At 71.8% G+C, this 19576-nt stretch carries 12 protein-coding genes; 4 read left to right on the forward strand and 8 right to left on the reverse strand.

Annotation, left to right across the window (positions count from 1 at the left end; all coding sequences use genetic code 11):
- Positions 1 to 30: 30 nt before the first annotated feature.
- From ACFWGJ_RS20695 to ACFWGJ_RS20715, 5 genes are all read right to left on the reverse strand, one after another.
- Positions 31 to 1482 carry a S28 family serine protease gene (locus ACFWGJ_RS20695; protein ID WP_387326479.1) on the reverse strand — a complete coding sequence of 484 codons (1452 nt, stop codon included), beginning with the start codon at positions 1480 to 1482 and terminating at the stop codon, positions 31 to 33.
- A gap of 118 nt (positions 1483 to 1600) precedes the next feature.
- The gene (locus tag ACFWGJ_RS20700) at positions 1601 to 1984 is read right to left on the reverse strand and encodes a hypothetical protein (RefSeq protein ID WP_387326482.1); all 384 of its coding nucleotides are present in this window, start codon (positions 1982 to 1984) and stop codon (positions 1601 to 1603) included.
- Between the two features lie 130 nt (positions 1985 to 2114).
- Positions 2115 to 5840 (reverse strand): ABC transporter ATP-binding protein, encoded by a 3726-nt coding sequence (locus ACFWGJ_RS20705; protein ID WP_387326484.1) that lies wholly within the window; start codon positions 5838 to 5840, stop codon positions 2115 to 2117.
- A 103-nt stretch (positions 5841 to 5943) separates the two neighbouring features.
- Entirely contained in the window at positions 5944 to 6978 is a 1035-nt protein-coding gene (locus tag ACFWGJ_RS20710; protein WP_387326487.1) for an esterase-like activity of phytase family protein, read from the reverse strand.
- A 99-nt stretch (positions 6979 to 7077) separates the two neighbouring features.
- Positions 7078 to 7995 carry a serine hydrolase gene (locus ACFWGJ_RS20715; RefSeq protein ID WP_387326489.1) on the reverse strand — a complete coding sequence of 306 codons (918 nt, stop codon included), beginning with the start codon at positions 7993 to 7995 and terminating at the stop codon, positions 7078 to 7080.
- A gap of 241 nt (positions 7996 to 8236) precedes the next feature.
- Between ACFWGJ_RS20715 and ACFWGJ_RS20720 the strand changes: the two genes are divergently transcribed.
- The 3 genes from ACFWGJ_RS20720 (at position 8237) to ACFWGJ_RS20730 (ending at position 13265) form a co-directional block, all read left to right on the forward strand.
- Positions 8237 to 10549, forward strand: a complete 2313-nt coding sequence (locus ACFWGJ_RS20720) for an ArnT family glycosyltransferase (RefSeq protein WP_387326492.1) — start codon at positions 8237 to 8239, stop codon at positions 10547 to 10549.
- Positions 10550 to 10797: 248 nt separating this feature from the next.
- The gene (locus ACFWGJ_RS20725) at positions 10798 to 11601 is read left to right on the forward strand and encodes an endonuclease I family protein (protein WP_387326495.1); all 804 of its coding nucleotides are present in this window, start codon (positions 10798 to 10800) and stop codon (positions 11599 to 11601) included.
- A gap of 233 nt (positions 11602 to 11834) precedes the next feature.
- Positions 11835 to 13265, forward strand: a complete 1431-nt coding sequence (locus ACFWGJ_RS20730) for an FG-GAP and VCBS repeat-containing protein (RefSeq protein ID WP_387326498.1) — start codon at positions 11835 to 11837, stop codon at positions 13263 to 13265.
- A 70-nt stretch (positions 13266 to 13335) separates the two neighbouring features.
- Here ACFWGJ_RS20730 and ACFWGJ_RS20735 read toward each other — a convergent pair whose 3' ends face one another.
- The 3 genes from ACFWGJ_RS20735 to ACFWGJ_RS20745 are packed head-to-tail and all read right to left on the reverse strand — an operon-like array spanning position 13336 to position 17461.
- Positions 13336 to 15024, reverse strand: coding sequence for a thiamine pyrophosphate-binding protein (locus ACFWGJ_RS20735; protein WP_387326500.1), 1689 nt, complete (start codon positions 15022 to 15024; stop codon positions 13336 to 13338).
- Complete coding sequence (gene speB, locus ACFWGJ_RS20740) at positions 15021 to 15989, reverse strand: agmatinase (RefSeq protein ID WP_387326503.1); 969 nt, start codon at positions 15987 to 15989, stop codon at positions 15021 to 15023. The genes ACFWGJ_RS20735 and speB overlap by 4 nt, the downstream gene beginning before the upstream one ends.
- The gene (locus ACFWGJ_RS20745; protein WP_387326506.1) at positions 15986 to 17461 is read right to left on the reverse strand and encodes a sodium:solute symporter; all 1476 of its coding nucleotides are present in this window, start codon (positions 17459 to 17461) and stop codon (positions 15986 to 15988) included. Before ACFWGJ_RS20745 ends, speB begins: the two co-directional genes overlap by 4 nt.
- Positions 17462 to 17599: 138 nt before the next feature.
- On the opposite strand from ACFWGJ_RS20745, the gene ACFWGJ_RS20750 reads away from it, so the two are divergent.
- On the forward strand, positions 17600 to 19126 hold the full coding sequence (locus ACFWGJ_RS20750) for a PucR family transcriptional regulator (protein ID WP_387326509.1): 1527 nt from the start codon (positions 17600 to 17602) through the stop codon (positions 19124 to 19126).
- The last annotated feature ends 450 nt before the right edge of the window (positions 19127 to 19576 follow it).

Raw genomic sequence — 19576 nt, forward strand, 5'->3', positions numbered from 1 at the left:
CCGGTGCCTGTCGTGCCGCCGGGTGGAGTGCTACGGGCGGAGCTGTCGCTCGACCGTGCGCTTGTCCAGCTTCGAGTCGTACTTGGCCAGCGGCTTCGCCTTCTCCGGGTCCGCCTGGACCGCGGCCGTGGCGACGCCCGCCCACTCCAGGATGCGGGCCGTGGCGAGCGCCTTCTGGTCGGGGACGAGTCCGGCGACGTTGGCGCCGTGGTTCAGGCCCGGGGCCGTGAAGACGTACGAGTCACGGGCACCCCTGCCGAGGCGGAACGGCTCGGCGCCCCACGGGTCGTTCTGCCCGTACACGAACAGCATCCGGTTCGCGTTGTGCTTGACCCAGGAGTCGACGTCGCGCATGACACCCGGCTGGAACTTCATGTCGATGTCGCGCGGCACGAAGTTCCGCGGCGGCTGGTAGCCGTAGCGGATGTACTTCTTCTCGATGTGCGGGAAGACGATGGTCGGCGCACCGAGCTGCGTGCCCGCCTGGTAGTAGTACGGCGTGTAGGGCGACAGGCCCTGGTCCGTGTAGAACGAGAAGCCGGAGATCGTGTCGATCGACGTCCAGATCTCGTCGTCCGTGGCGTTCTTCGCGTCCGCCGGGATCGTGTCGCAGTCGGCGAGCAGGCTGTACTGCCAGAAGCCCCAGACGTAGTCGAGGACGACCGCCTCGTACGCCCGGTCCAGGCTGCCGATGGTGTTGAAGGTGTAGCCCTCGGTCGCGGCCACGTCCTTGTACTTCTTCTCCAGCGCGGTCCGGCGGACGAGTGCCTCGCGCTGCACCGCGTTCAGCCGGGTGCGGCACTCCTTGGTGCCGACCTTGGCGAAGAACCGGTCGTACGCCGAGTCCTCCTTGTTCACCACGTCGTTGGGGGCGACGTACGCGACGACGCCGTCCATGTCACGCGGGTAGAAGCGCTCGAAGTAGGTGGCGGTCATGCCGCCCTTCGAACCGCCCGTGGAGACCCACTTCTTGTCGTAGACCGGCTTGAGGGCCTTGAAGATGCGGTGCTGGTCGCTGGCCGCCTGCCAGATGTCGAGCTTCGACCAGTCCGCCGGCTCGGGCCGGGACGGGGTGAAGTAGCGGTACTCCATGGAGATCTGGTTGCCGTCCACGATCTGGGTCGGCTCGCGGCGGCTCGGCGTCGTGGAGACGCTGTAGCCGCCGGTGTAGAAGACCGTCGGGCGGGCGGTGTCCTTGTGCAGCACGGTGATGCGCTGCTTGAACGTGCCCTTGGACGGGTGCCGGTGGTCGACCGGCTGGGTGTAGTTGAGGACGAAGAAGCGGTAGCCCGTGTAGGGCTTCTCCTCGATCAGGCTCATGCCCGGTATCGCGAGGAGGCGGTCCTTGATGTCCGCCGACTCGTCCGTGACGAGGTGGGTTGCGGTGGCGGCGTCCGGCTGGGCGGCGGTGGCCGCCCCGGCCGTGCTCACGGTGCCTATGAGCACCACGAGGGACAACAGCCATCTGAGCGTCTTGCGCATGCGTTCTCCCCTGAATACGCAGATGTCCGCCGGAACTTAGCCCAGCAACAGCTGCCACACCAGGGGATGTTGTGGACATTCCCGTCAGGTCGGTACGAAGACTGCACGACTTGGGGGTTCAGCAGAGGATCCAGCCCGTGCTGACCGAGCCCGAGCCGACGGCCCCCGTGACCCGTACGCAGCGGTGGCCCGCGTGCACCCGCACCGGACCCGCGTACCGCACGAACCGGCCCGCGTTCGGCACGCGCTCGCTCCCCCGGGCCTGCACGCTCACCATCATGTAGCGGCGGGCGCCCGCCTTCTTGGGGTAGGTCACCGCGCACACGTAACCGCGCTTCTTGTGGACGTCGACATGGCCGGTGGCGAAGGGCAGGGTGCGCACCTTCCGCCCGGCGCACGGTGACGCGGCGGAGGCCTCGCCCGCCGGGCCCGCGAGTGCCAGCAGCCCGGACGCCGTCAGCACGGCGGTGCCGACCGTGAGGCGTCGGCGTATCGCGCCCATGTCCACTGGTGTCCCTCCATGGCCCCCGGCGGCTGATGCCCTGCATTGACGTACTGCTGTACGGACGCATGGCGTACGGCGAACGGTTGCCCTACCCGTCGGTTGCGGCTTTTCTGCGTGTTCGCCTCGGTCAGTTCCCCGTGCCGACCGGGTCCGGCTCCCCCACGAACGTCCGCCACAGGCGCGCGTACCGGCCGTCGAGCGCGAGCAGTTCGTCGTGCGTGCCGTCCTCCGCGACCCGGCCGTCGGCCATCACCACGACCCGGTCCGCCCGCGCGGCGGTGGTCAGCCGGTGGGCGACGACCAAGGTGGTGCGGCGGCCCGCGATGCGGTCGGTGGCCTGGTTGACCTGGGCCTCGGTGGCCAGGTCTAGCGCGGCGGTGGCCTCGTCGAGGAGGAGGATGTCCGGGTCGACCAGTTCGGCGCGGGCCAGCGCGATCAGCTGGCGCTGGCCGGCCGAGAGGTTGCGGCCGCGCTCGGCGACCTCGTGGAGGTAGCCGCCGTCGAGCGTGGCGATCATGTCGTGCGCGCCGACCGCGCGGGCCGCCGCCTCCACGGCCGCGTCCGTGGCGTCGGGACGGCCGTACGCGATGGCGTCCCGGACGGTGCCCTGGAAGAGGTACGCCTCCTGCGGGACGACGCCGAGCCGGTGCCGGTAGGAGGTCAGGTCCAGCGAGCGCAGATCCGTGCCGTCGACCGTGACCCGGCCGCCGGTGGGGTCGTAGAACCGGGCCACCAGCTTCACCAGCGTCGACTTGCCCGCGCCGGTCTCGCCGACGAACGCGACGGTCTGCCCGGCGGGGATGCTCAGCCGCACCCCGCTGAGCGCCTCTTCCGCCGCACCTTCGCCAGTGGACCCGTACGCGAAGTCGACGTCCTCGAAGGCGATCTCGCCCCGCAGGGACAGCACTTCGAGAGGTTCGGCGGCGGCCTTCGTCGAGGTCGGCTCCTGGAGGAGTTCCTGGATCCGGCCGAGGGAGACGGTCGCCTGCTGGTAGCCGTCGAAGACCTGGGAGAGCTGCTGCACGGGGGCGAAGAACAGGTCGATGTAGAGGAGGTAGGCCACCAGCGCGCCGGTGGTGAGGGTGCCCGCGTCGACGCGCCCGGCGCCCACGACGAGCACGGCCGCGGCGGCCACCGAGGACAGCAGCTGCACGAAGGGGAAGTAGATGGAGATCAGCCACTGCCCGCGGATCCGCGCCTGGCGGTAGCTGTCGCTGCCCTCCGCGAAGCGCCGCCCGCCCGAGCCCTCGCGCCGGAACGCCTGGAGGATCCGCAGCCCCGACACCGACTCCTGGAGGTCGGCGTTCACCACGGACACCCGCTCACGGGCCAGCTCGTACGCCTTCACGCTGGACCTGCGGAAGAAGAACGTGCCGAGGATCAGCGGCGGCAGCGTCAGGAAGACGACCAGCGCGAGCTGGACGTCGATGACGAGCAGCGCGGCCATGATGCCGAAGAAGGTGACGACCGAGACGAAGGCGGTGACCAGGCCGGTCTGCAGGAACGTCGACAGCGCGTCCACGTCCGTCGTCATGCGGGTCATGATCCGGCCGGTCAGCTCCCGCTCGTAGTAGTCGAGCCCCAGCCGCTGGAGCTGCGCGAAGATCTTCAGCCGCAGCGCGTACAGGACCCGTTCGCCGGTGCGGCCGGTCATCCGGATCTCGCCGGTCTGTGCCGCCCACTGGACGAGCACGCTGATCAGGGCGATCACCGAGGCCGCCCACACCCCGCCGATGGCCATCTCGGAGACGCCCTCGTCGATGCCGTGCCGGATCAGGACCGGCAGCAGCAGACCCATGCCGGCGTCGACGGCGACGAGCCCGAGGCTGACGAGCAGCGGCAGCCCGAAGCCCCGCAGCAGGCGCCGCAGCCCGTACGACTCCTCCGGGGTGACCGCGCGCGCCTCGTCGACGGCGGGGGTGTCGGTGGCGGGCGGCAGGGCGTCGACCTGGGCGAGGAGGCCGGGCGTCGCGGGCATCCCGGCCAGCGCGGTGTCCTTCGGTTCGCGGTCGCCGGTCCACAGGCGCGGGGTGACACCGCGCTCGGCGTCGAACTCCGCGTCCAGCTCGTCCCGTACGGACGTGTCCTCCGCCGGGCAGGAGGGTGCGGTGTGGCCGGGCGAGACCCCGCCCAGTTCGTCCGGGTCGGTGAGCAGCCGGCGGTAGAGCGGCGAGCGCCCGGTCAGCTCCTCGTGGGTGCCGATGTCGGCGAGGCGGCCGTCTTCGAGGACGGCGATGCGGTCGGCGAGGTTCAGGGTGGAGCGGCGGTGGGCGATGAGGAGGGTGGTGCGGCCCGCCATGACTCCGCGCAGGGCCTCGTGGATCTCGTGCTCGACGCGGGCGTCGACCGCGGAGGTGGCGTCGTCGAGGACCAGCAGGCGGGGGTCGGTGAGGATCGCGCGGGCGAGGGCCACGCGCTGGCGCTGGCCGCCGGAGAGGGTGAGCCCGTGTTCGCCGACCTTGGTGTCGTAGCCGTCGGGCAGCGCGGAGACGAAGCCGTGCGCCTGGGCGGCGCGGGCGGCGGTCTCGATCTCCTCGCGGGTGGCCTCGGGGCGGCCGTACGCGATGTTGGAGGCGACGGTGTCGGAGAAGAGGAAGGAGTCCTCGGGGACGAGTCCGATGGCGGCCCGCAGTGAGTCGAGGGTCAGCTCGCGCACGTCGAGGCCGCCGATGAGGACCGCGCCGCCGCTCACGTCGTAGAAGCGGGGCAGCAGCAGGGAGACCGTGGACTTGCCGGAGCCGGAGGAGCCGACGACGGCGAGGGTCTCGCCGGAGCGGATCTCGAAGCTGAGGCCGTCGAGGACCGGGCGGTCGTCGTCGTAGGCGAAGGACACGCCGTCGAACTCGACGGTGGCGGGCGCGTCGGCCGGGAGGTCCTTCGTGCCGTCCTCCATGGACGGGCGGGTGTCGATCAGCTCCAGGACGCGTTCGGCGCCCGCCCTGGCCTGCTGGCCGACGGTGAGGACCATGGCGAGCATCCGCACGGGCCCCACGAGCTGGGCGAGATAGGAGGAGAAGGCGACGAACGTACCGAGGGTGACCTCGCCCCGCACCGCCAGCCAGCCGCCGAGCGCCAGCATGGCGACCTGCCCGAGCGCCGGAACGGCCTGGAGCGCCGGGGTGTACTTGGAATTGAGCCGGATCGTGCGCAGCCGCCCCGCGAAGAGCCGCCGGCCGATCTCCCGGAGCTTGCCGGTCTCCTGGTCCTCCTGCCCGAAGCCCTTCACCACCCGTACGCCGCTGACCGCGCCGTCGACGACCCCGGCCACCGCGGCGGCCTGCGCCTGCGCGTACCAGGTCGCCGGGTGGAGCCTGGAGCGGCTGCGCCGGGCGATGAACCAGATGGCGGGGGCGACGGCCAGGGCGACCAGGGTGAGCGGGAGGGACAGCCAGGCCATGATCCCGAGCGAGATCAGGAAGAGCAGGACGTTCCCGATCGTCATCGGGAGCATGAAGAGCAGACCCTGGATGAGCTGGAGGTCGCTGGTGGCGCGGCCCACGACCTGGCCGGTGGACAGCTCGTCCTGGCGCCTGCCGTCGAGGCGGACGATCGTCTCGTACATGTCGGTGCGCAGGTCGTGCTGGACGTCGAGCGCGAGCCGGCCGCCGTAGTAGCGGCGGATGTAGGTGAGGACGTAGACGAGGACGCCGGCGCCGATGAGCGCGCCCGCCCAGGGGGCCATGTCGCGGGTGTGGTCGCCCACGACATCGTCGATGATCACCTTGGTGATCAGCGGCACGAGGGCCATGACGGCCATGCCGGCGAGCGAGGCTCCCAGCGAGAGCACGACGTCCTTCGGGTACCGCCACGCGTACCCGGCCAGCCGCCGTGCCCATCCCCGCTGCGTCGTCACTCCTGGTGCCTTCCCTCGTCCGGTCCTGATCGTCCGGAAGGCACCAACACGGATCGAAGCGGATTTCATCCCTCCGCAACAATCGGGGGCGTGCGCGGAGGGATCAGGGGCGCACCCGCAGGGAGTAGAAGCGGGTGGTCTGGGTGGCGCCCTGGTTGTCGTCGCTGACGAGAAGGACGCGCAGGGCGCCCCGGGCGGTGCCGGTGACGGCCATGCCCTCGATGTTGTCGAGCAGCGGATTGGGCTGCGGCTGCTTGGCGGTCGCGCCGAGGGAGGGGCAGTCCGCGATGTCCGCGAGAAGGGTCTTGCGCACGAGGCGTACGCCGTCCTGGCCGGTCAGGGCGTCGACACGGGAGGTGTCCGTGGCGTGGCGGAGGTCCGCCAGATAGAGGCGGACGGTGTTGCCGACCCCGGCGGTGAAGCCGCGCTCCAGGACGAGCAGGCGGCCGTCGGGGGTCGCGGCGGCCTCGACGAGCCCGAGCCCGGTGTCGGTGCGATATCCGTACTGGTCGCCGAGCCGGAAGTCGCTCTTGCCGTGCCGCTGCCAGGTCTGGAGGCGTACGACGCCGGGGGTGTCGCCGGACAGGGAGCCCTCCATGCCGGCCAGCAGGGTACGGCCGCCGGGCAAGAGGGTCAGCGCCTCGAAGGTCTGGTTGGCGGTGGCGCGGCCGGCCGGGGCGACACGCAGGGCGTCCGGCACGGGGAGGCGGGCCAGGAGGGTGCCGTCGCGGCCGTAACGGCGTACCGACGGCTCGGTCTCGGACGACACGAGCCGGGTGCCGTCACGGTCGACGACCAGCCCCTCGGAATCCAGCGCGGCACCGCCCTCGTCGGCCAGCGGCACGACGGAGCGCGGGCTCAGGCTCTCCGGGTCCAGGGTGAAGACGGAGGACCGGTCGGAGAGCGCGGCGATCGCCCCGTCGCGGTCCACGGCCAGCGCGGAGAAGTTGCCGACGAACGCGCCTTCGTACGTCGTCTTGTCGAGGGCGTCGGAGAAGCGCTCGATGGAGACGGCGGGCGAGCAGGCGTGGCGGGCGGGAGCGTTGTGGGCGGCGGCGGGCCCGGCGGCACAGGTGACTGCCGCCAGGCCGGCGGTGAGGGTGGCCGCGAGGGGAGCGAGTACGGATCTCGGACGCATGGCGTCACGGTAGGGGGAGGCCGGTTGAGGGGGAGGGTACGGGCCGTGAATTCCGGACAGCGGCTTCCCCGTCCCCCTCGGTGGGCGTCGGCCGGCGGGTCAGGCGGGCGGGACCGCCGGGAAGGCCTCCTTCGGGGTGGTCGTCGGCGCGTAGCGGCTCGCCGCGCTCGGCACGAGGTCCTTGTGGATCGCGCGGGCCACGGCCTGGATGGTGGTGACGCCGTAGTTCATCGTGCTGTTGTCCTGGGTGAGGACCGAGATCGTGTAGTCGTGGCCGCCACCCTTGAAGGTGCCGACGCTGTGCACGCGCCAGCCGTGGGTGGAGCGGGACAGCCAGCCGTTCTTGACGTGGACCGAGACGGCGGCGGGGGCGCCCGCCGGGGTGCCCCAGCGCTGCGAGGAGACGACCTTGTTCATCAGCTTCAGCGTGTACGCCCGGGAGTTGTCGCTCAGGACCGTGTTCTTGGCGGTGAGGAGCGCGAGGAGCTTCTGCTCGTCCTGCACGGTGATCTGGGTCAGCCCCCAGTAGCCGTTCGCGCCGGGCTTGGTCTGCGTCATCCCGGCCGCGGCGAGGAAGCCCTTCACCTTACTGACGCCCAGCTGGTTCCAGAGCTTGGTCGTGGCCGCGTTGTCCGACTTGGTGATCATGGCCGTGGAGAGGTCGGACTCGCGCTGGGTGAGATAGCGGTTGTGCTTCTTGGCGTCCCAGAGCAGCGTGGCGAGGACGGTCACCTTGACGACACTCGCGGAGTCGTAGGCCCTGGTCGGGCTCAGCGTGCAGGTGGTGTTGGTCGTACGGTCGCGGAGTCCGACGGCGACCGTGCCTCTGCGGCTCGCGAGGGCCGCGGTGATGTCCTTCTTCAGCTTGACCGCCAGGGCCTGGTCGTTCGACGTGCAGGTGACCTGCGGGGTCGTGGCCGCGGCGGCCGGTGTCGCGGCGACGGCCAGCGGCAGCAGCACGCCGGCGCCCAGGCCCGCACAGAGCACACGGCCGCGCCAAGATATCCGGTGAGTCATGAAGTGTTCCCATCCCCCGTTGATTTCGTACGAGTGCGCCCCCGGCACACTCGCCACCGTTGACTCACGGGGGTGGCCGGAAGTTGTACGCCCGCTACGACGCGGAATGCGCGGGCCTGTCCCGGCTGCTCCCGGGCGTACCCCGTTCATCGCCGTCGTCAAAGCCGGAGGCTTCGCCGCTCACAGGTGAGGCCCAGGTTCAGCACAGGCCCCGCCAAAACCTGCCGACCACGATGACCTGGTGACATCTGCCACCGATCCGTACCCCCACGCCCCCGAGGCCGCCGCCTCGACTCCTCCCGACGAGACGGTCGCGCCGCCCGGCAAGGCGCCCCGCTGGTCGCTGCCCGTGCTCGGCGCGATCCTCGTCCTGGCCGGCGTGCTGTACTCCTGGAACCTCTCCTCCTCCAGCCTGAACAGCTTCTACAGCGCGGCCGTGTTCAGCGGCACGCAGAGCTGGAAGGCGTGGTTCTTCGGCTCGCTCGACGCCGGGAACTTCCTGACCGTGGACAAGCCGCCCTTCGTCCTGATGGTGATGGGCCTGTCCTGCCGCGTCTTCGGGTACGGCACCTGGCAGATGATGCTGCCGCTGGTCGCCGCCGCCCTCGGCACGATCTGGGTCCTGCACTCCTCGGTCAAGCGGGTCTGGGGCCACGCCCCGGCCGCCGTCGCCGCGCTCGTGCTCGCGCTCACCCCGATCACCGTCGCCATCAACCGCGACAACAACCCCGACACCCTGCTCGTGCTGCTGATGGTCGGGGGCGCGGCGCTCGCCCTGCGCGCCGTCCACAACGGCAAGCTGCTTCCGCTGGTCGGCGCGGCCGTGTGCTTCGGGTTCGCCTTCAACACCAAGATGCTCCAGGGCTACATCGCCCTGCCCGCCGTCTTCGCCGTCTACCTGTACGCGGCCCGGGGCGGCCTGCTCCGCCGCGTACGCAACCTCGCCGTCGCCGCGGTCGCCCTCGCGGTCTCCAGCTTCTGGTGGGCCGCCGCCGTGTCGTTCGTGCCCGCCTCGGAGCGCCCGTACATCGGCGGTTCCACGGACGGCACCGCCTGGGACCTGATCATGGGCTACAACGGCCTCGGCCGCGTCCTCGGCGGCGACGGCAACGGCGGCGGGGGCGGAGGGGGCGGCGGCGGTTTCTCCGGGACCGCCGGGATCGGGCGCATGTTCAACGACGTGCTGGGCGGCCAGATCTCCTGGCTCCTCCCCTTCTCCGCGATCGCCCTCGTCGGCGGCCTCGTCCTGCGCGGACGCGCCCCCCGTACGGACCTCACGCGCGCCGCGCTGATCCTGTGGGGCGGCTGGACCGTGCTGCACTACCTCACGTTCAGCCTCGCCGAAGGCACCATGCACCCGTACTACACGACCGCCCTCGCGCCCGGTATCGCGGCGCTGTGCGGAGGCGGCGGGGCGATGCTCCTGCGTGCCTTCCGCACGGGTGACGCCAGGCGCCGGTCCGGGGTCTGGTCCTGGGTGCTGCCCGTGGCGTTCGCCGCCACCGGCGTCTGGGCCGTCGTCCTGCTGCGCCGCGCGACCGGCTGGAACACCTGGCTGTGGCCGGCCGTCGCGGTGGTGATGGTCCTGGCGATCGTGGGCCTGTTCCTCTTCCGGACCGGTCGGCGGACGCGGCTGCTCACCGCCGCGGTGGCCGCAGCCGTCGTCGCCTCCCTCGCCGGGCCCGCCGCCTACGCGGCCTCGGTGCCCGCGAGTTCGGGCGGCGGCATGAGCGGTACGAACCCGACGGCCGGCCCCACCACCGGCGGCGGCATGGGCGGCGGACCCGGCGGCGGTGGCGGTGGCCGCGGCGGCCAGGGCGGCTTCCCCGGCGGCGGTGGCGGCCAGGCCCCCGGCGGTCAGCAGGACGGTCAGCAGCAAGGCGGCCAGCAGGCCGGTGGCGAAGCCCCGGGCGGCGGCCGGATGGGTACGCCCCCGAACGGAGCCCCCAGTGGCGCCCCGAGCGGCCAGCAGCAAGGTGACGGTCAGCAGGAGGGCGGCCAGGAGCAGGGCAGCGGCCAGACCGGCACCCCGCCGACCGGCGCGGGCGGCGGCATGGGCGGCGGTGGGGGTATGGGCGGCGGCGGTATGGGCGGCGGCGCCGACAGCGCCATGACCTCCTACCTGGAGAAGCACCGTGACGGCGCCAAGTGGCTGGTCGCGGTATCCAGTTCGCAAAGCGCGGCTCAGCTGATCGTCAGCACGAAGCAGCCCGTCATCTCCATGTGGGGCTGGTCCGGCAGCGACAAGGCCATGACCCTCGCCAAGCTGAAGGAACTCGTGAAGAAGGGCGAGCTGCACTACATCGTGCTCGGCGGCGCAGGCATGGGCGGAGGCGGTGGCATGGGCGGAGGCGACTCCGACAGCGTCAGCGCCGAGGTGACCGCCTGGGTGCAGGAGCACGCGACGGCGGTGAAGGCGAGCGAGTACAGCAGCGACTCATCGGCGTCCTCCGACAGTTCCGACAGTTCCTCGGCCGGCTCCGACTCCTCGGACTCCTCCGGCTCCCAGAACACCCAGTCCCTCTACCGCCTCGACGCAAAGGACGTCAACTAGGGCCCGCCCTAAGCCAGTTGGGGAAAACCCTGCCCCTTCGCAACCCCTGGACCGGAAACGTCCAGGGGTTGCGTCGTATGCGAGAACGTCACACGAACGATTCCTTCCCGTTACGCAACCGACCTCATGTCCATGCCACTCTCCCGATTGACCGAACCGTCAACACGCGTAGAACGCGGGCCCGTTGCCCCTCATCACTCCGGGCTTCGCGTACCGGCGCGTGCCGTTCTCGGGAAAGGGCACCCCATATGTCCGCTGTGCAGATTGGCAAGTGGAAGGCGCTGGCAGCAGGCGTCTCCGCCGTCCTCGTCGGCCTCACCCTCCCGACGGTCGCCGCGACCCCCGCCGCGGCCACCACCACCGCGTACGACGACACGTACTACGCGAACGCGATCGGCAAGACCGGCACGGCCCTCAAGAGTTCGCTGCACACGATCATCAGCAGCCAGACGAAGATCTCGTACTCCGCGGTCTGGGAAGCGCTCAAGGTCACCGACCAGGACCCGAACAACAGCAGCAACGTGGTCCTGCTCTACTCCGGCATCTCCCGCAGCAAGACGCTCAACGGCGGCAACACGGGCAACTGGAACCGCGAGCACACCTGGGCCCAGTCCCACGGCGACTTCGGCACCTCCGCGGGCCCCGGCACGGACCTGCACCACCTGCGGCCCGAGGACGTCCAGGTCAACAGCATCCGCGGCAACAAGGACTTCGACAACGGCGGCAGCAGCTTCACCAACAGCGGCGGCAGCCTCACCGACTCGAACTCCTTCGAGCCGCGCGACGCCGTCAAGGGCGATGTGGCCCGGATGATCCTCTACATGGCCGTCCGGTACGAGGGTGACGACTCCTGGCCCGACCTGGAGCCCAACGACGCCGTCACCAACGGCAGCGTCCCGTACCACGGCCGTCTCTCGGTGCTGAAGCAGTGGAACGACGAGGACCCGCCCAGCACCTCAGAAGAGCGCCGCAACGAGCTGATCTACAGCACCTACCAGCACAACCGGAACCCGTTCATCGACCACCCGGAGTGGGTCGAGGCGATCTGGTAGCCCGAAACGGGCGGCACTGAACCGACAGTGAGTGGCGCTGAACCCCCGGTCACCAACCGGGAGTTCGGCGCCACACCTGTCCCTGCGGTTACGAATCCATGACATTGAGGCGCACAACCGGTGGCGCCCCGATCGAGTCGAACTCAGTGAACGCGGCGTTCCGCACGCAAAGCGGAATCCGACGACCGACGAACGTCGACAGATGGACGTCGACCGACTCGAAAGGCTCACGCATGTCCCGAGCACACCGTCGAACTCGTACCGCGCTCGGCGCGCCCCTGGCTGCGGCCGTGCTGCTCGCCGGCGGATTCGGCGCGATGGCCCTGACCGGGGCCTCCGCCCAGGCGGCCCCCAAGGCGGCCTCCGCGGCGGCGGACGCGCAGGACGACTTCAACGGCGACGGCTACGCCGACCTGGTCGTGGGCGCCCCGGACGGCACCATCTCCAGCAAGGCCAAGGCCGGTTACGTGGCCGTCACCTACGGCTCCGCCAGCGGCGTCTCCGCCTCCAACAAGAAGCTCATCAGCCGCTCCACCAGCGGCGTTCCCGGCTCCGCCACCGCGAGCCAGCGCTTCGGGTCGACCTTCAGCAAGGGCGACCTCGACGGCGACGGCTACAGCGACCTCGTGATCGCGGGCGGCAAGGCCGGCTCCGTCATCCTGTGGGGCTCCGCCTCCGGACTCACCGGCGGCACGGCGATAGCCGGGTACGCGACCCCCACCACCGGTGACTTCGACGGCGACGGCAAGACGGACCTCGCCCTGTTCACCTACCAGAGCGTCGGGGGCGACGACCCCGTGAACGCCACCGGCACCGTGTGGAAGGGCCCCGTCTCGCGTACCGGAACGCCCGCCTCCACGCTGCCCCTCCTGAAGTCCGGCGAGTCGATCAGCGGCCCCGTCAGCTCCACCGAGACCGGCGACGTCAACGGTGACGGCAAGGACGACATCGTTGCCTACCACTACGAGGGCGACGGCGTCTGGGGCAACCGCCTGCTCCTCGGCGGCGGCAGCGCGGGCTTCAAGGGCGCCTGGGTCCCCGGTGAGGCCGCGGGCAACAGGATGGGCACCGGCATCGGGGACGTCGACAAGGACGGCTTCGACGACGTCGTGGTCGGCAACGACTGGGGCAGCGGCACCGTCAAGGTCGCCCTCGGTTCGGCCGCCGGCCTGTCCGAGGACCGCGTCCAGACCTTCAACCAGGACTCGCCCGGGTTCCCCGGTGCCGAGGAGGAAGAGGACGAGATCGGCGGGTCGGTCTCGGTCGGCGACGTCAACGGTGACGGCTACGCCGACATCGCGCTCGGCATCCCGGGCGAGGACGTCGGCGACATCTACGACACCGGTTCGGTCGCCCTGGTCCCCGGCAGCGCCGCCGGTGCCACGGGCGCCGGGACGCAGGTCTTCCACCAGAACACCGCCGGTGTCCCCGGAGTCGCCGAGAACAGCGACGAGTTCGGTGTGAGCACCGCCCTGCTGGACCTCAACGGCGACGGTCACGCCGACCTCGCGGCCGGCTCCACGGCCGAGAACGAGCAGAACGGCGCGGTCTGGATCCTGAACGGCACGGCGAGCGGCCTCACCGCCACCTCGTCCTTCGCGTTCGGCGCGGGCACCCTCGGCGCCCCCGCCACGGCCGCCCACTTCGGCGCGTACCTGCGCTGAGCAACGGGTCCACGGACATGGGGTGGGGCGGCCGGGTGCCGCCCCACCCTCGTTTTCAGCCCAGGTGTGTTCAGCCCAGGTGCGTCGGCGCGAACATCCGCAGCAGGGCCGGCAGCACGACCACCGAAGGGCCCGGCGTGGCGAGGGCCTTGGCCAGGTCGGCTGCGAGGGTGTCCGGGGTGGTCCGTACGCCGGGGACGCCGAAGGACTCCGCGAGCGCCACATAGTCCGGGCGGTTCAGTTCCGTGGCGGTGGACTGCCCGAACGCGTCCGTCATGTACTCGCGCAGGATTCCGTAGCCGCCGTCGTCGACGATCAGCCAGGTCACGTCGAGGTCGTGCTGCCTGGCGGTGGCGAGTTCGGCGATGGAATAGAGCGCGCCGCCGTCGCCGGAGACCGCGAGGACCGGGTGGGTGGGGTCGGCGACCGCACCGCCGATCGCCGCCGGGAAGGCGTAGCCGAGGCCGCCCGCGCCCTGCGCGGAGTGCATGGTGTTGGGACGCCGGGCGTCGAAGGCCGACCAGGCCCAGTAGGCGAGGATCGTCATGTCCCAGAAGCTCGCCGACCGGTCCGGCAGGGCTTCCCGGACGGCCGCCAGTACCTGCTGTTCCAGGGTGAGTTCCTGCGCGTCGATCCGCTCGCGGACGAGGTCGAGCACGGTCCGTACGCGGTCCGCGGCCGTCGGGTCCCGCCGCGGCTCGGAGAGGGTTTCGAGCAGCGCGGACAGGGCGAGGCGGGCGTCCGCGTGGATGCCGAGGGCGGGGTGGTTGGACTCCAGTTTCCCGAGGTCGGCCTCGATCTGGATCACCCGGCCGCGCGGCTTGAACGTGTAGTAGTTCGAGGAGAGTTCACCGAGCCCCGAGCCGACCACGAGCAGGACGTCGGCGTCCTCCAGGAAGTCCGTGGTGTGCCGGTCCTCCAGCCAGGACTGCAGCGAGAGCGGATGGTTCCAGGGGAAGGCGCCCTTGCCGCCGAAGGTGGTGACGACGGGCGCGTCCAGCCGCTCGGCGAGCTGTTTCAGCTTGCCCGACGCGTCGGAGCGGACGACTCCGCCGCCCGCGATGATCACCGGGCGGGCCGCGTTCGCGAGGAGGTCGGCGGCCACGGCGGTCAGTTCGGGGCGCGGGGGCAGGTCGTGGGGAGCGGCGTCCACGGCGGTGACGGCGGGCAGGGCCGTCTCGGCGAGCAGCACGTCCTGCGGGATCTCCACCCATACGGGCCCGTGCGGGGCGGTGAGCGCCGATTCCCAGGCCTCGGCGATCGCGGAGGGGATCTGCGACTGCGTACGGACGGTGTGGACGGACTTCACCACGCCCCGGAACGAGGCCTGCTGGTCGGGCAGTTCGTGGAGGTAGCCGTGCCGGCCGCCACCGAGTCCCGCACTGGGGATCTGGCTGCTGATGGCGAGGACGGGGGCGCTGGCTGCCGCCGCCTCCTGGAGCGCGGCCAGCGAGGTCAGCGCGCCGGGCCCGGTCGACAGGAGCAGCGGGGCGGCCTCGCCGGTGATCCGGCCGTACGCGTCCGCCGCGAATCCGGCGTTGTTCTCGACCCGCAGCCCGATGTACGCGAGGTCGGAGCGGCGCAGCGCGTCGAACATGCCGAGCGCGTGCTGGCCGGGGAGCCCGAAGACGGTGGTCGCGCCGAGACCGGCGAGGGTCTCCACGACCAGGTCTCCGCCGTTGCGGCCGGGCGGCGGGTTGAGCGCGGCCTCCGTCTGCTCCGGGGTCGGGCGGAGCACCAGGTCGTGGTCGTGGGTCACTGCGCTCGGGCCTCTGCAATCTGGCGGGACATGATGGTGGTCAGTTCGTACGCCGTGTGGGACGCGGCGACCGAGGTGATCTCGGCGTGATCGTACGCGGGGGCCACCTCGACGACGTCCGCGGAGACCAGGTGGCAGGAGGCGAGGCCGCGCAGGATCTCCAGGAGTTCCCGGGAGGTCATGCCGCCCGCCTCGGGCGTGCCGGTGCCGGGCGCGTGGGCCGGGTCGAGGCAGTCGATGTCGATGGAGATGTACAGCGGGCGGTCGCCGATGCGCTGGCGCAGCTGGTCGGCGACCTCGTCGGCGCCGCGCCGGTAGATGTCGGCGGAGGTGACGATGCCGAAGCCCATCTTCTCGTCGTCGGTGAGGTCCTGCCGGCCGTACAGCGGCCCGCGGGTGCCGACGTGGGAGAGCGCCTCGGTGTCGAGGATGCCCTCCTCGACGGCCCGCCGGAACGGGGTGCCGTGCGTGTACTCGGCGCCGAAGTAGGTGTCCCAGGTGTCGAGGTGCGCGTCGAAGTGCAGCAGCGCGACCGGGCCGTGCTTGCGGGCCACCGCGCGCAGCAGCGGCAGGGCGATGGTGTGGTCGCCGCCGAGGGTCATCAGCCGGGCGCCGGTGCCGAGGAGGTCGTCGGCGGCCCCCTCGATGGTCTCCACGGCCTCGTTGATGTCGAAGGGGTTCGCGGCGATGTCCCCGGCGTCGGCGACCTGGGCGAGGGCGAACGGCGACGCGTCCTGCGCCGGGTTGTACGGCCGCAGCAGCCGGCTCGCCTCGCGGATCGCGTTCCCGCCGAAGCGGGCCCCGGGCCGGTACGAGACGCCCGCGTCGAACGGCACACCGACCACGGCGACATCGGTGGTGCCGACCTCGTCGAGGCGGGGCAGCCGGGCGAAGGTGGCCGGTCCCGCGTACCGCGGTACGCGGGACGAGTCGACGGGCCCGCGGGGCGTGTCGTTGCTGTTCATCGGGTGACACTCTCTTCCTTGAGTTCGGCGGCGGGCTCGGAGCCGCGGCCCGCGAGGCGTTCGCGCCAGGCGGCGAGCACGGCCGCGTCGGTGGCGGGCGTGGCGAGGGAGACGATCACGTACACGGCGAGGGAGGCGAGGAGTCCGTAGTAGATCGGCTCGTTCGCGAGGATCCCGTACGTGGCCATCAGGCCGACGACCGCGAGACCGCCGACCGCGACGGCGGCGAGGGCGCCCTGCGCGGTGCCGCGCTTCCAGAGCAGACCGCCGAGGATGGGCACGAGGAGGCCGCCGACGAGGAGGTTGTAGGCGACGGTCAGGGCCTCGACGACGTTGTTGAGGGCGATGGCCGTACAGATGACGGCGATGCCCATGACGAGGATGAAGAGGCGGTTGCCCTTGACCTCGTCGTGGTCGCCGCCCTGTGCGGCGCCCGGCCGGACGGCGCCGCGCAGCCGCGACCAGATGTCGTTGTTGGCGACGGTCGCGCAGGCGATGAGGGCTCCGGAGGACGTCGACATCACGGCCGCGAGGGCGGCGGCGAGCACCAGTCCGCGTACCCCGACGGGCAGTTCGTCCTTGACGATCGTGGCGAAGGCGTCGTCCGGGCTGGTCAGCCTCGGGTAGAGGACCTTGGCGGCGGTGCCGATGACGGCGCCGGCGAGCGCGTACACCAGGCAGTAGGTGCCCGCGACGGTGCCGCCCCACTTGGCGGTGCGGTCGCTGCCCGCGGTGAAGACGCGCTGCCAGATGTCCTGCCCGATCAGCATGCCGAACGTGTAGATCAGCACGTACGTGAAGATCGTCTCCCCGCCGATGCCGAGCGGGTCGAAGTACTCGGTGGGCAGCTGCGCCTTCATCTCGCTGAATCCGCCGGCCTTGACGACGGCGATGGGCAGGAGCAGAAGCAGCACACCGATGGTCTTCACGACGAACTGGACCATGTCGGTGAGGGTGATCGACCACATGCCGCCGAGCGTCGAGTACGCGACGACGATCGAACCGCCGAGGATGATCGCGACCGTCCGGTTCATGTCGAAGAGGACGTCGAAGATGGTGGCGTACGCGATGGTCGACGTCACCGCGAGCATGAGGGTGTACGCCCACATGACCAGGCCCGAGATCACGCCGGCCCGGCCGCCGTAGCGCAGGTCGAGCATCTCGGAGACGGTGTAGACCTTCAGCCGGGCGATGCGCGCCGAGAAGAAGAGGGACAGGGCGAGGAGCCCGAGGCCGATGGTGAAGACCATCCAGGCGCCGGAGAGCCCGTACTGGTAGCCGAGGCCGACGCCGCCGATGGTGGACGCGCCGCCGAGGACGATCGCGGCCATCGTGCCGGAGTACATCGTCGGGCCGAGCCGCCGTCCGGCGACCAGGAAGTCGCTCTTGGACTTGGCGCGGCGCATGCCCCACCAGCCCATCGCCAGCATCCCGGCGAGATAGACGACGATCACGGTGTAGTCGACGGCCATGGGGCCCTCCTGGCTGGCTGATCGCTCGTGTGCGCCGCGGGGAGCTGCTGCCCTCACCCGCGGTCTCCGGTCGCCACGACATTAGGTGGCCGGAAAGCAACGCTGAAGTGTACGTTTCATCCACTGCCACCGGATCCGATGGAGGAAACGTCCACCATGCCGGACGCTGCTGTCCCTGCTGTTCCTGCCGTACCCCCCACCCCGCCCGTACCGCTTGCCGCGCTGCTGGCCCGGGAGGACCTGGGGCTGCGGCAGATCGCAGGGCCGCGCGATCCGGCCACGGTGATCCACTGGGCGCACACCTCGGAGATGGCGGACCCGTACCCGTACCTGCTCGGCGGCGAGCTGCTGCTGACGGCCGGGGTGCACATCCCGGAGGCGGCGGGGTCCGGCACGTACTTCGACGCGTACGTGCCGCGGATCGTCGAGGCGGGGGGCGCCGCGCTCGGCTTCGGGGTGGCGCCCGTGCACGACACGGTCCCGCGGGCCCTGGTGGAGGCCTGCGACCAGTACGGGCTGCCGCTCGTGGAGGTACCGCCCCGGACGACCTTCTCGGGCGTGGCGCGGGCCGTCTGGCAGCTCATGGCCCAGGCCCGGCACACCGAACTGCGCCGCGTCACGGAGGCCCAGCAGAGCCTGGCCGCCGCCGCGGCCCGCCCGGACCCCGTCCCGTCGGTGCTCCGGCAGCTCGCCCAGCGGACCGGGGGCCGCGCCGTGCTGTACGCCCCGGACGGCGCGGAGGTCGCCTCGGCGGGGCGGCTGCCGGGGGCGGGGGTGGAGGTGGGCGCTGCTCTGGCGGGGCTGGCGGGGGTGGTGCGGCCCGCCACCGAGGGTGGCTCCGGCGGACCGACTCCGTCCTCCGCCAGTGACACGGTGGCCGGTGTCCATCTCGCCGCGTACGCCCTCGGCACCGGGCAGGGCTTCGTCCTCGGCGTCGCCGCCGCCCGCCGCGATCCCGGCGACCACACGATCGCCTCCGTCGGCGCGGTCCTGCTGTCCCTGCTCACCGGGGAGCACCAGAGCAGTACGGGCGCGGCCCGCTCCTCGGCGCTGGTCCGCATGCTGCTGGGTGCCGCGCCGGAGGAGGTCGCCGCGCTGCTGGACCCCGGCGAGCGGTGGGTCGTCGTGCACGCGCGGCCCGACGGTCCCGCGCCGGACGCCGTGGCCGCGTCCGCCCTCGGGGCGGCGCTCGGGTCTGCGCTGGTCGACGTGGCCGGTGACGTCGTACGGGTCCTCGTCCCCGCGGGTCACCGTGAACCCGCTGTCCAGCCCGGCTGGACGTGCGGGGTGAGCGCGGCCGTCGTGCCGCGCGAGTGGGGGGTGGCCGATACGCAGGCCGCTCGTGCGCTGTCGCGGGCGCGGGCCACGCGGGAGCCGGTGGTCCGGCACGGGGACCGGCCGGGGCTGGCCGGGCTCGTCGCGCCGGCCGAGGCCGCGGCGCACGCCCGTGCGGTGCTGGCGCCCGTCGCCGGGAACGCCGCCCTCCTGGAGACGCTGCGCACCTGGCTGTCCCTGCACGGCAGCTGGGACCGTACGGCGGTGGCGCTGTCGGTCCACCGCAACACGGTCCGCCAGCGGATCGCTCGCGCGGCGGCCCTCCTGAACACGGACCTGGACGACCCGGACGTCCGCATGGAGCTGTGGTTCGCGCTGCGCGACGCGTAACCACGTTCCTCGCCCCCGCCGCCCCTACCCGTTCCCGTCACCACCTCAGGGGCTCCGCCCCCGAACCCCCGGTCCTCAAACGCCGGACGGCTGAAAGACAGCAGGGGCAAAGCCCCGCCCTTCAGGGGCGCGGGGAACTGCGCGGCCAGCCCCCACCGGTCCGCAGCCGACAATGCGACGGGCCCGGGGCGAAGCCCCGCCCTTCAGGGGCGCGGGGAACTGCGCGACAAGCCCCCACCGGCCCGCACCCGACAACAGAACACCCGGGGCCCGGGGCAAAGCCCCGCCCTTCAGGGGCGCGGGGAACTGCGCGACAAGCCCCCACCGGTCCGCAGCCGACAACGCGACGGGCCCAGGGCAAAGCCCCGCCCTTCAGGGGCGCGGGGAACTGCGCGGCCAGCCCCCACCGGTCCGCAGCCGACAATGCGACGGGCCCGGGGCGAAGCCCCG

This window comes from Streptomyces sp. NPDC060205, assembly GCF_042728395.1.
Lineage (GTDB): Bacteria > Actinomycetota > Actinomycetes > Streptomycetales > Streptomycetaceae > Streptomyces.

Coding starts and splice junctions, on each gene's coding strand:
- ACFWGJ_RS20695 (WP_387326479.1), bottom strand. CDS start 1,482: ATGCGCAAGACGCTCAGATGGCTGTTGTCCCTCGTGGTGCTCATAGGC.
- ACFWGJ_RS20715 (WP_387326489.1), bottom strand. CDS start 7,995: ATGACTCACCGGATATCTTGGCGCGGCCGTGTGCTCTGTGCGGGCCTG.
- ACFWGJ_RS20730 (WP_387326498.1), top strand. CDS start 11,835: ATGTCCCGAGCACACCGTCGAACTCGTACCGCGCTCGGCGCGCCCCTG.
- ACFWGJ_RS20700 (WP_387326482.1), bottom strand. CDS start 1,984: ATGGGCGCGATACGCCGACGCCTCACGGTCGGCACCGCCGTGCTGACG.
- ACFWGJ_RS20745 (WP_387326506.1), bottom strand. CDS start 17,461: ATGGCCGTCGACTACACCGTGATCGTCGTCTATCTCGCCGGGATGCTG.
- ACFWGJ_RS20750 (WP_387326509.1), top strand. CDS start 17,600: ATGGAGGAAACGTCCACCATGCCGGACGCTGCTGTCCCTGCTGTTCCT.
- speB (WP_387326503.1), bottom strand. CDS start 15,989: ATGAACAGCAACGACACGCCCCGCGGGCCCGTCGACTCGTCCCGCGTA.
- ACFWGJ_RS20710 (WP_387326487.1), bottom strand. CDS start 6,978: ATGCGTCCGAGATCCGTACTCGCTCCCCTCGCGGCCACCCTCACCGCC.
- ACFWGJ_RS20725 (WP_387326495.1), top strand. CDS start 10,798: ATGTCCGCTGTGCAGATTGGCAAGTGGAAGGCGCTGGCAGCAGGCGTC.